The organism is Thiorhodococcus minor (genome assembly GCF_010820565.1).
Lineage (GTDB): Bacteria > Pseudomonadota > Gammaproteobacteria > Chromatiales > Chromatiaceae > Thiorhodococcus > Thiorhodococcus minor.
On the sequence record NZ_JAAIJQ010000122.1, the window covers coordinates 1 to 11,978 of the forward strand.

8 protein-coding genes are annotated in these 11,978 nt (G+C 66.1%); 6 read left to right on the forward strand and 2 right to left on the reverse strand.

The window, feature by feature from the left end; translation table 11 throughout:
- The first annotated feature begins 272 nt into the window (after positions 1-272).
- The 6 genes from G3446_RS24040 (at position 273) to G3446_RS24070 (ending at position 8,729) form a co-directional block, all read left to right on the forward strand.
- The gene (locus G3446_RS24040) at positions 273-2,678 is read left to right on the forward strand and encodes a methyl-accepting chemotaxis protein (RefSeq protein WP_164456105.1); all 2,406 of its coding nucleotides are present in this window, start codon (positions 273-275) and stop codon (positions 2,676-2,678) included.
- A 918-nt stretch (positions 2,679-3,596) separates the two neighbouring features.
- On the forward strand, positions 3,597-3,824 hold the full coding sequence (locus G3446_RS24050; protein WP_164456106.1) for a hypothetical protein: 228 nt from the start codon (positions 3,597-3,599) through the stop codon (positions 3,822-3,824).
- Positions 3,825-4,081: 257 nt separating this feature from the next.
- A complete protein-coding gene (locus tag G3446_RS24055; protein ID WP_164456108.1) occupies positions 4,082-5,893 on the forward strand; it encodes a serine hydrolase domain-containing protein in 1,812 nt (603 codons plus the stop codon).
- A gap of 504 nt (positions 5,894-6,397) precedes the next feature.
- Positions 6,398-6,691, forward strand: coding sequence for a hypothetical protein (locus G3446_RS24060; RefSeq protein WP_164456110.1), 294 nt, complete (start codon positions 6,398-6,400; stop codon positions 6,689-6,691).
- 84 nt (positions 6,692-6,775) lie between these two features.
- Positions 6,776-7,231: a DoxX family protein gene (locus G3446_RS24065; RefSeq protein ID WP_164456112.1), complete on the forward strand. Its 456-nt coding sequence runs from the start codon at positions 6,776-6,778 to the stop codon at positions 7,229-7,231.
- A 106-nt stretch (positions 7,232-7,337) separates the two neighbouring features.
- On the forward strand, positions 7,338-8,729 hold the full coding sequence (locus tag G3446_RS24070) for a sigma-54-dependent transcriptional regulator (protein WP_164456114.1): 1,392 nt from the start codon (positions 7,338-7,340) through the stop codon (positions 8,727-8,729).
- Positions 8,730-8,781: 52 nt separating this feature from the next.
- On the opposite strand, the gene G3446_RS24075 is transcribed toward G3446_RS24070, so the two are convergent.
- Positions 8,782-10,782, reverse strand: a complete 2,001-nt coding sequence (locus G3446_RS24075) for a sensor histidine kinase (protein ID WP_164456116.1) — start codon at positions 10,780-10,782, stop codon at positions 8,782-8,784.
- Positions 10,783-11,119: 337 nt separating this feature from the next.
- On the reverse strand, positions 11,120-11,812 hold the full coding sequence (locus G3446_RS24080; RefSeq protein ID WP_164456117.1) for a spondin domain-containing protein: 693 nt from the start codon (positions 11,810-11,812) through the stop codon (positions 11,120-11,122).
- Between the last annotated feature and the right edge of the window lie 166 nt (positions 11,813-11,978).

Genomic DNA, 11,978 nt, shown 5'->3' on the forward strand with positions numbered 1-11,978 from the left:
AGAAAGAACTCGATTCATTGCTCACGTTGAATTTTCAGGCATTCAAGAAATGTGATCTTGTGCCTATATGAAGTATAGCGGCTCCTGTCAACGCATTGCAAGGTGCGGAAGGAGCGCTCACGCTATTCTGTGACGGCGTTCCCCTTGCCTGACATCTCATTTCGCTCTAATGCCGCGAGCGACCAGAGTCTAGAGTAGTAGTCATTCGATTTTGAGTCTCGGTGGAAAGTTAAAATATTTAAAAATCATTAACTTCTAATTAAAGGTTGGCTATGCTTGTCAGACAGCTCTCTATCGGTCAGAAGCTTTACGCTGGTTTCAGCATCGTCGTGCTGGTGCTTGTCTTCGTGAGCGCCCTCGCCTTGGTGCGGTTCGGCGAGGTGCGCACGACACTCGACAGCCTGGTGCAAACCCAGCAGCCCGCGACCATGGCCTTGAAGGATTCGAGCGCCGCGCTCGAGCAAGCGGCGAGCGCGCTTGGCTACTTCGTCATCACGCACGATCCCGCTCTTCAAGAGACGCTGAGGGAGCAGATCGAGACCGCCAGTGCATCGCTCGCGACAGTGCAGCGGCTGGTGGGCGCGGACCGGGACCTGTCACTCGCGGAGGACTTGAGCCGGCTGGGCCGGGAGATCGAGGAGGTCAGCCGCGTCAGCGCGGAGGTGATGTCCACCACCCAGAGCTTCGAGGCCAACTTCCCTGGCATCGCCTTCGCGAACGCCCAGATCAATCCGCTCACCCGAGATCTGGTGCAGTTCAGCTCGGAGATGTTGCGCAGCGACATCGACCTGCAGGACTCGGAGACCGCCCACGAGCTGCTGCGCGCGATCGCCGAGCTCCGCTACAGCGTCAGCAATATCATGCGGGGAATACGTGGCTACCTGGCGTTCAGGAATGACACCGAGCTAGCGAACAATCAGCTGTTTCTAGGGCAGATCGATCAGCTGGTCTCCCGGCTCCAGGACTCCGAGGACCTGCTTTCATTCGAGCAGGCCGACTACCTCGATCGTTTCGTCACAACCCTGGACCAGTTCAAATCCGCGTACCAAGAGCTGCTGAAGCTGCATGGCTCAGAGCGCTGGAAGACGGATGCCTGGCTCGTCAAGAACGAGGTCCTGCCCTTGCTGTCTCGCGTCGAGACGGAGATGCATCGGCTCGCGAAGACCCAGGAGACACGGATCAAGGACGCCAACGAGGCCCTGCAGACCAGCGCTCGGGTCGCGTCTCACTGGGTGCTGGGACTGACGCTCGCCGGAGTTCTCATCACCGCCTTGGTGGGCTGGGGCTTCGGTCGCATGATCGCCGGACCGATCCGTGCCGCCTCGGACGCCATGGCGCAGGTGGCCGGTGGCGACGGCGACCTCACCCGTCGCCTCGAGCGCGCGTCGCGGGACGAGCTCGGCCAGCTGGTCGACAATTTCAATGCCTTCGCGGAGCGGATTCATGGGCTCGTGAAGGCGACCGCACGCTCCACCAATGCGGTCATCGCGTCCGTGGTGACGACCACGGAGAACGCCGGGAGCATCGCGAGCAGGGTCATCGCTCAGCACGCGGACGCGGATCGACTCGCGGGCGAGATGCAGGAGATGGCGAGCTCGATCGACGAGACCGCGCGGCTGGCGGCCGAGGGCGCCACGAGCGCGGCACGGGCCGCGGACAACACCACCTCCGGCCGCTCGGTCGTCGAGGCGGCGGCCTCTGGGATCACCCAGCTCGGGCAGAAGCTGACCGACGCTGCGGGCTCCATCTCCCAGCTCGACGACGAGGCGCAGACCATCGGCAAGGTCATCGATGTCATCCGGGGTATCGCCGACCAAACCAACCTGCTCGCGTTGAATGCCGCCATTGAGGCGGCCCGTGCCGGCGACACGGGCCGCGGTTTCGCCGTGGTCGCGAGCGAGGTCCGCAGTCTAGCGAACCGCACACGCGAGTCCACGGTCGAGATCGCGGAGATGATCGACCGCCTGCAAGCCAGCGCCCATGAAACCAAGACCCGGATGATCGAGGGCCATCAGATGGCGCAGGGGAGCGTCGGCCAATCCGAGGAGGCGCTTCGCGTGCTCACCGAGATCGCCGAGAACGTCGCGACCCTGCAGGCATCGAACGAGACGATCGCCGCATCCGCCGAGCAGCAGCGTGGAAGCGCCGAGCACATCCGACAGAGCGTCGAGAAGGTCTCCCAAAGCAGCGGCAAGACAGCGGAAGAGGCCCAGCACACCAGCAGTATCGCCGCCGAGCTCGGAGACTTCGCAGCGGAGCTCCAGGCACTGGTCGGGCGTTTCAAGCTCGCCGACGACGATGCCTTGGACTTCGAGGCGGCCAAGAGCGCCCACCTGGCCTGGCGCGCTCGCGTGCGCTCCTACCTCGACGGCAGGGGCTCCCTGAGCGAATCCGAGGTCATGTCCCACCGCGAGTGCATGCTCGGGCGCTGGTACTATGGTCCGGGCCTCGAGCAGTTCGGCCACCTCGAGGGGATGCGCGCCCTGGAGGAGCCCCACGCGGCCTTGCATGAAACCATCGCGGAGATCGTCGCGCTCAAGGGCAGCGGCGACCACGAGGCGGCGGAGGAGCGGTTCGAAAGGCTCGACGGCCTTTCGGGTGAGATCGTCTCCCGGCTCGCGGCGCTCGAGCAGAGCGTGGCAAGGCCCATTCAGTCCGTGGTCGCAACGGCCACCTGAGAGGATAGGCGACACAAGCGCAGCCAAGGCGGTCAAGTGGACGCGTTTGGCGGACGCACTGAGGCTCAGTCGCCAGACCCTGCGCAAGCCAGCATCGGCAAGCTGCTGCATGGCGCCCGCTGAGGTGAGCGGCTTGGTGGGCGAGGCGGCCCGATAGACCCTGGCCGGGCTCGCCGGGACTGCCTCGGCAGCCCTTGCCAGGCCGGGACCCTCGGCCCAGAGGGTGCGCGCAGGCGTGACCAGCGCCAGACTCAAGCCCGGGACGGCGAAACGGGCCTGGGCAGCGCTGATCATGGGCACCAGCGCCTCGCGAATCCGTGCCGCGCGGGGGGCAGGCGGTGCGGCGGCGCGCCAGGGGACGCCTCTGGACAGACCGCAATCGCGGCCGTGCTCGACACCAGGCGCTCCAAGAAGGTCCGGCGATTCAGTGTTTTCGGCAGGCTCTGCATTGGGGCTCGAGGGCGGCTTCCTCTCGCGGCGAAGGCACGTCGAGCTCGGCGGCCCCCGTCAGAGTCAGGGTGCGAACAAAGGTGATGCGCGCCGGCCAGCTGCTGTAGGTCGGGCCGGCGTTAGGAGGCCCAGCATGCACCCTTTCGTTGGATCTCGTGCCTCGTTCCAGCCATGTCAGCTATCAGTTGTGGTCACCCGCTCGGCCCATGCTTGCATCGCGACCTCCGTCTGGGCTGTATCATAATTGTGCCCTGGTGGATGACCGATCCCTTGGATTCACGCCGAATAGCAGCCTATGAGTCGCCGAGCGCCCTTCCTGCGGGTGCCTCTGATGTGTGCGATGCCGATCTGCGCGCAGGCGCATCCTGTCCTCACGCTCGGCGTCTATGCGTATCGCTCGCCGGATGTGATGCAGCGCAGCTTTCAGCGCTTGGCGGACTATTTGAGCGAGCGCCTGCCGGACCCCGCGTGGAACTCATGGCGTTGCCGCCGGACCTTCTCGCGCCGGCCGTTCACCAAGGCCAAGTGGATCTGGTGCCGACCAACCCGCGCCATTACCTGCATCTGCGCAGCCGTGACGATCTCACCGGCGTCATCGCGACCCCGATCAAACGCAGCTTCGACGGCACCGCGACGCGCAGCCTTGGCGGGGTCATCTCGACGCGGGCGGGGCTTCTGTCCGCTCGCGCACCGTGAAATCCGTTGGCACGACCAGATTCGGTCAAAGAGCTGCCACTGAATCCACTCGGGTGGTAGCAGAAATACTCAGGCTGACTTGATCGAGGATCGCGCGGCATGAGTCCGACGGGAGTATCTGGCGTCCTTGAGGCAGCCTTAAGCCAGTCATCAAGCGGCGCAGAGCCTTAGCGAGTGCCACATGAATTCGTCCGGCATAAAGGAGTCGCGATCTATGGGACGCACGTGGTACGGCTGCACCATGGAGTCGCACACTGATGACCAAAGCCTCTTGCCACCGTCGGCGCGATTTCCTCGGGACCCTGATCCGTGGAGCGCTCGCGGGCCTGGCCTGGAGCAGACTGAGTCTCGCCGAGGACCAACCAGCATCAGCATCGGACCATTGGGTTAGGCCGCAAGCGCGCAGGATTCGCGACCAGCTGACCCCGGTCATCCTTGATGTCCAGAAGCGCTTGCGTGTCCCCGGCCTGAGCCTTGCGCTCGTGACGCCCACGCGTGTCCTTTGGGCGGAAGGCTTCGGCCTGGCAAGCGTCGCAGAATCGAGGCCAGCGACGGCGGACACCCTCTACCGAGCTGCCTCGCTCGCCAAGCCGCTCACGGCGATCGGTCTGATGCGCCTCGTCGATCAAGGCGCGCTCGACCTCGATGCGCCGATCGGCGACTATCTCCCCGGCCTCAGACTACGCAGCCGTTTTCCCCAAGCCCTTGAGGGGATAACCCCACGCAGCCTCTTGTGCCATCATGCCGGGGTGCCTACGGATCTCAATCGCGGGATGTGGACGGACGCCGCCCTAGACACGCTGCTCGCCGCTCTGCGCGAGGAGGATATGGCCTTCCCGCCGGGCCATGTCTACAGCTACTCCAATCTCGGCTATAGCCTGCTCGGGCTCGTCATCGAGCGGCTCTCGGACCTCCGGTTCGCCGCCTATATGCGACGCTGCGTCCTCGCGCCGCTTGGCATGGAGGACTCGGGGTTTCAAGCCAGGCCCGGCAAGCGACTGGCATCGGGCTACCGCGATGGCGAGCCGATCGACCTCTTGCCGCTGCGTGATCTGCCGGCGCATGGACTGGAGACCACCTGCCTGGACATGGCCAAGGTCATGCAGTTGATCCTGGGCGGCGGCGCGCTCCAGGGCCGGCAGATTCTCAGTGCGTCCGTCATTGAGGCGATGCTTGCCGTCCAGAATGCGGACAACCCCCGCGACATGCCGGTGCTAACCGGTCTCGGCTGGCTTCTCGAGCAGGACAGCCTCGCGCGCTGCGGCCGCCTGATCCGGCACGGCGGCACGACGCTGGGGTTCTCCGCCGAGTGCATTCTGCTTCCCGAGCTTGGGCTCGGAGCCACGGTGCTCTGCAACAGTGACTCGGGGCGCGATCTGTCCAGTCAGCTCGCGCGGGCGCTGCTCACGCAGGCCATGGGCAGCGCGACCGCCGAGGACGGCGTGGAGCTGTTCCTACCGCCGCCGATCAGACCCCAGCTTGCCGCCGACGCGATCCCGATTGCCGGGGACTATCCGACCGGCCTAGGTCTGATCGCGCTTCGCCCCAATGACGCCCTGCTCAGCCTGCGACCGCATGGTCCCAGTGTCGCCCTGACCGAGCAGGAGGGTGGCGCGCTGCGCATCGCCGAGAAGGACCGGGCGAGGCTGCCGCCAGCGTTGCGTCCACTGGGCGACTTGAGCCTGCGGACACAACGCCGCGGCGAGCGCGCACTCCTCATTGCCCGCGGTAACGGCCGTGATCTCGTCCTCGGCGACAAGGCGCCGCCACCTCGGTTGCCGGAGGCGTGGCGGCAACGCCTGGGCGACTATCGGGTGGTGAACGCGGACCCGGGCTTTCCCGTCGAGGCAGTCAGCCTGCGCCTCTACGATGGCCGGCCCTACCTCTGCTACCGCATGCCAGCTCTGGCCTCCGCGCTGATCGAGGTCCCGCTTCACCCCATCTCGGATACCGCGGCCGTGATCCTCGGGCTCGGACGCACCCGCGGCGAGGTCGTCCGAGCGATCCGGGACGGTGATCGAGCCTACCTGCGCTACTCGGGACTGCGAGCGATCGAGGCCCAGCCCTAGGAGCCTGTCCGACTTAGGGGGATCGCAGCGAGAGAGTGGGAGAGCGAGGCCATTTCGTTTCGGTTTTGAGGCGCATAGTGGGTCTATGTAACGAAGAACCGGGGCGAAAGGGACAGCTGTCCCGCTCCCGCAGCCGATTCGGCCCAAGTCGGACAGGCTCCTAGCGGCCTTCGGCATCTGCTGGGGCGCGAAAAGCCCGATGACGGCCGTCACTCTGCACAGGAGCCGGCGGATGGCAGGACAGGCCCAAGGCGCGAGAGGGCAGCACCCGCGACGGTGTAACGAAGCGTTCAATCGTTTCACCTTTCCGGATTCGACGATACGTTGCAAGCTGGCCCGCGACGCCCTTCCTTCGATCTTCGCTAAGCACGCAAGTATCTGTTTAATAGAGATATTATTGCGAAGACTCCGCTTGGCACGCCTGCTGCTTTACCTGAGTCAAGCGGCGATGAGTCACACCTCCGCGATCGACACACCAACGAGCCTTTGGCTCAGGAGAGCAACATGACCAAGTATGCAATCGTCTTGACCCTGTCGCTTACCGCCACGAACGCCCTCGCGGGGGCTGTGTACGGCACCTTCGGCGAGGGGAACGGGGACCTCTACGACCGCCACGGCCCGACCGCCGGGCGAGTCGCCATCCAGCCAGGAATCGGGGATCGCGTCGACGTCTACCACGGCCTCGCGAGTGGCAACGGAGACCTCTTCAATGTGTCGAGACAGGCCGCGCCAGCCGAGGGTGGTCCGCGGCCCGACATCTACCAGGGCTTCCAGCCCAACGTTGACCTGCACTACTAAGCGGACGCCGCTGTGGCCGGGCACGTGAGCGCCCGGCCAAGAGGCCTCGAGTCAACGCCTGACATCGACACGAAGGAGATTCTCATGAGCACTGCTACGCACAGCGCGACACTTTCTCAGCTCGACGCCCGTACCCGGCTCCACACCCGCATCTGGAGTCCGAGCGCTCATGCCCACTGGCTGCCGAGGGCCGCGGTCGCCGCCGTCTTCTTCTATCACGGCATGGGTAAGCTCGCCGATCTCGCTGGCTTTGCCGGCATGATGGAGCTTCCGATCTTCATCGCCGCGCTGGTGGCTATCGCCGAGGTTGGCGGCGGCTTGGCCTTGATCCTCGGCGGCGCCCTGAGGCGCGATTGGCTGACGCGCCTTGGCGGCCTGGCGATCGCACCCGTCATGCTCGGCGCCATCCTCATGGTCCATTGGGGCCAGTGGAGCTTCGTCGCCACCGAGTCGCATCCGATGGGCGGCATGGAGTTTCAGGTGGTGCTGCTCGCCCTGGCCTTTTGGTATGGCATCGCCGGTAATGACAAGCGCGCCTGACTGAGGTCCAATTCCGGCATTATGGCCCGCCGTGCCGTCCTCGACGGGCGCGGCGGGTGCCAGTCTTGATGAGGGCTCTATCGTCTGGGCCATCGGGAGTGACTGCATGAGCACCCAGCTTGTCATCATCGAGGACGATGCCGCCCTGAGCGAGATGCTCGCTATGCATTTCGAGGACGCGGGCTTCATCGTGCGTCAGGCTGCGACCACCCGAGCCGGTTTGGAGCTGGTCGAGTCGGGACCGGTGGACCTCGTCTTACTGGATCAGCAGCTGCCGGACGGACGCGGGAGCGATCTCATCGGTGAGCTGCTCGCGGCCCGCCCGGACCTCCTCATCGTCATGATGACCGGCCGGCACGACCTGGAGCTGGCGATCGCCGCCATCCAAGAGGGCGCCGCGGACTTCGTGCATAAGCCCATCGAGGCGGACGCGCTGCAGGAGAAGGTCGAGGGGCTGCTCCGCGAGCGCGCGGCCGCGCGGGAGTCCGCCCCAAGCCTTGCGGACTCCGAGGTCGCCCCGCGCGACCTCATCGGGCGCAGTGACGCCATGCTCGCGGTCAGCAAGTCCATCGCGCTGAGCGCGCGCAGCGCGGCGACCGTGCTCATCGGCGGCGAGTCCGGCACTGGCAAGGAGGTGGTCGCGCGGCTGATCCACCAGCACAGCGGTCGCACCGGCCCCTTCGTCGCGGTCAACTGTGCCGCCATCGTGGAGACCTTGCTCGAGACCGAGCTGTTCGGGCACGAGAAGGGCGCCTTTACCGGCGCCCAGGCGCGCCGGGCGGGGCGACTCGAGCAGGCGCATGACGGGACGCTCTTCCTCGATGAGATCGGCGAGCTTGCGCCCACGCTCCAGGCCAAGCTGCTGCGCGTTCTGCAGGAGCGTGTCTTCGAGCGTGTCGGCGGCAGCGAGCTGCTCACCACCAATGCCCGCATCGTCGCTGCGACGAATCGGGACTTGCTCGCCGAGGCCGCGGCTGGCCGATTTCGCGAGGATCTGGCCTATCGGCTCAAGGTCATCCAGATCGACATGCCTGCCCTGAGGAAGCGGCGCGAGGACATTCCGCTGCTGGCGAGCGGATTGCTCGCTCGGATCGCTCAACGCCTGGAGCTGCCGCGACCGCGGCTGACGCCGTCCGCCATGGAGCGGCTCTGCGCCTACGCCTGGCCGGGCAATGTCCGTGAGCTGGAGAATCTGCTCACCCAGGCCCTGGTGCAGGCGCGCAACGCCCTGATTACGCCGGAGCTGCTCGGGCTGCCGCAGCCGGATGGGACGCAGTGTGCGACGCCAACGGATACTCGAGCCGCTGATGACCGCGCGCCGGACGCCTTCACCCCGCGCACCCTGGACGCGGTAGAGGCCGAGCACGTGCAGCGCGTGCTCGATCATACCGAGGGGCACAAGGGACGCACCTGTGAGATCTTGGGCATTTCCCGCCCGGCGCTGGATCGGAAGATCGCGAAATACGCCCTGGCGACGCACCGCCGGGCGAAGCCCTGAGGCCGGGCGCCGCATCTCGCTTTGGCGCTCGCGACGCGGCCCGATGTCCCCGCTAGACCAGACCGGGGAAGTAGAGCTCGACGCAGGTGCCTTCCTGTGCCGTCGAGCGAATCACGAGCCTTCCGCCGTGCAGCTCCACCAGTCGTTGGACGATCGCCAGTCCCAGGCCCGTGCCTCCCGACTTGGTGCTGAAGAAGGGCTGGGTCAGGCGCGGGAGCAGGTGCTCGGGAATCGTCTCTCCGGGGTTCTGGATGCGGAGTCGTGTCTCCTGCCCCTTCCGATCCGTGTCGATGCGCCAGGTGATCTCGGCGCCCTCGGGGGCGGCCTCGCAAGCATTCTCGGTGAGATTGACGAAGATCTGGCGAAGCCGATCCGGATCGCCCAGGATCTCGGGCCGGTGCGTTTCGGTCTCGATCTCGATGACATGCTCCCAGCGCTCGCGGGCCTCGCCGATGACCTCGGTGAGGAGTGGCCTCGGGTCGAGCGCACGCGGCTCGAAGCTGAGCGGTTTGGCATAGAGCAGCATCTCCTCGAGGAGCCGCCGCATGCGCTCGCACTCGCGCATGCCGAGCGCGAGGCGCCGCTTCGCGCGCGGGTCCGTCTCACGCCCCTCGACGTGGGCGAGCGCCATCGAGACCGTGGTCAGCGGCGTGCGCAGCTCATGGACGATCCCCGAGACCAGCTCGCCGATCGCGGCCAGCCGCCCCTGCTCGGCGAAGCGTGCGGTACGACCGAACGCCTGGACCAGCATCTGGGCGCTATTGTGCAAGAGTCCGCGGCGTGCGCCACTGAGTCCGTCCGCTTCGCGGCTGGCGAAGACGACCACGGCCGGCACCGGGCTCTGGGTGCGTGGCGTGATCGGTAGGAAGAGCGCGTCGCGCATCCCCAAGGCAACCAAGTGACGCAGCAGCTCGTACGCCGGATTGTCGCGTGCCGTTTCGGCCATCTGCTGCACGTGCAGCGGGTGCTCGTCGGCCAGCACCTGCTCCAGCAGGGTCCCCTGCAAGCGGTACAGCCGACGGTCCTTGGGCAATGGTGCGCCGTCGAGCCAGCTGGTCTCGACACGGGCGCTGGCCCGTGCATCGTCGATGAGGACCACGCCGATCCAATCGCAGCCCAGGAGGCCGGCAAACCGACTGCCCAGGAGTCCCACCAGGTCGTCCAGATCCTGACCTTGCTGCAGGCCGGACATCAGCTGGTAGAAAAGGTCGAGACGCTCTGACAGGCGGTTGAAGCTCCCTGTCAGGTGCTGGATCTCGGTCGCGCCAAGGACCGGCAGTCGATACCCGAAATCCCCGTCCGCGACCCGCTGGAAGCCGACCGTGGCGGTACGCAATGGTGTCAGGACCTTCCAGAGCAGCAGACCCAGGAGCGCGAGCACCAAGGTCAGTGTGAGGACCGCGATGCCGATGACGCCGCGCGTCATGATGCGGTATCCGCGATCACGCCAAGCGCGCACGGCGGATGCGAAGTGCCGCGTCGCCGCGACGAGATCGGCGTGACCCTCGCTAACATGAGCGGCGGCTTGCTCGAGCCGTGGACGGTCGGGCGTGTCCCCCAAGGCGGCGCTCAAACTGTCGCGCCATCGATCCCAATGATCCTCGAGGTCGGCGATGGACTCCAGGACCTCGGCGCTCAAGCGTGGACGCAGCCAATGTGACCCCTCGGGCATCGCCGCCTTGAAGTCTCCACTCATGAAGGTCTGAACGACCGCGTCGACGGCAGCTACGTCGCTGATCAGGTCTTGGTAGTAGAGCTCGAGGTCACGCGAGTAGGAGGAGTGGTCGCGCGGCGCGTTCCGCGCGTAGTTCATGCCTTGCGCATGCATCCGCTCCACCATTAGCTCGAGCCTGCCGGCCATGTCGACCAGGACGTCATGCGTCAGTTGGCGCTGCAAGGCGCCAACCCCGTAGAGTCCAGCTGCGCTCAAAACAGCGACCAAGGCGAGGAAGACCGTTGCGATCTGCACGCGCAGACTTGAGAGCAAGGGCCTGAGTCGACCTGGTCGACCCACGCTGAGGCCGTCATGCTGAGCAGAGTGGGCTGGGCGCATCGTCTCTCTCCAAAAGAGCGAACGGCAAGCACTCACGGCGCCGCCGCGTGCGCTCGAGACCGGCTCGACGCTGGCCGGCGGCGCATACCGCGGCGTCGGGCGAGAAACGGGCCATCACAAGCGGAGCGCTTTTTGGGCATCACCGAGAAGACGCAAACCGGATCGCGGCCGGCCGCGCCAGTGCATTCCGGCTGACAACTGCGAGCGACAACGTCCTGACACTACCGCTACTGGGATAAGCGATCGAGATCTGTCGAGCGCGCTCTGGACCCTTCGGCTCAGTCGATCTCCGTGAGAGATGGGGAGAACGGGTGCCGCCAGGGCACCCGGCCAGCAATCAGTCCGCGCGCGTCACCTCGACGCGGGCGACTGGGTTTCTCCAATCGTAGAGGCTGGGCTCGAGATCTCCGATCCCGTGAATACCGGAGTGGATATGGACGTACCCCTCACCGCCGGCGTCGGGCGACCCTCCCACGCCGTTGCAGTCCGGTCCAGGAATGTTGGCGCACAGCTCGTCATTGGGCTCGCTGCCTGCATCATATCCCTCTGCCCATGTCGATGAGGCGAAGCGACCGCTGGGGATCCTCAGTCCCTGCACCGCGACAAAGCCGTCATTAGTCGGCAGCAGCATGGCGGCAAGCGAGACGGCGCTCCGGGCGGGAACCGCCGCGAGGCGAATGGTGACTGACTCGCCCGGCCCCAGGGGTGCGTCCGCCTCAGCTGTGCTCCAGACTCGGTCATCGGATTCCAGCAGATCGCGTAGCGGCTCCGTGTCGCCACCCTCGGCCAAGGCCGCAAGCGCGTCGCTCGGGGCACCGCCCGGGGTGAAGAGTACGTCGGATGCCCGGCGATGCGCGACGACGAGGGCGGGTGTGAAGAGGGTCCCTTGGGTCAGGTTGGTAATCCTGACATCGACGTCCTGAACCTCCGAGCGGCGCCTGTCGTTGTCGGCGTTGACCTGCACGCTGGCTAGGCTCAGTAACGAAGCGAGGGCGGCGGTGATGGTGGGGATAGCACGAGGTTGAGACATGGTGGCGGCTCCTGAAGGCTGAATGGACGGACGCGTTTCGGGGTGAGGCGATCGAAGGGCCGGCAACTGCGGGCCCGGGGCCCCGGAGACGCGCCCCCCCCATTCCCGCCCACCCGGGGGAAACAGGGGGTTTTGGGGGCGCGACCAGCGGGGGTATAAAGCGGGG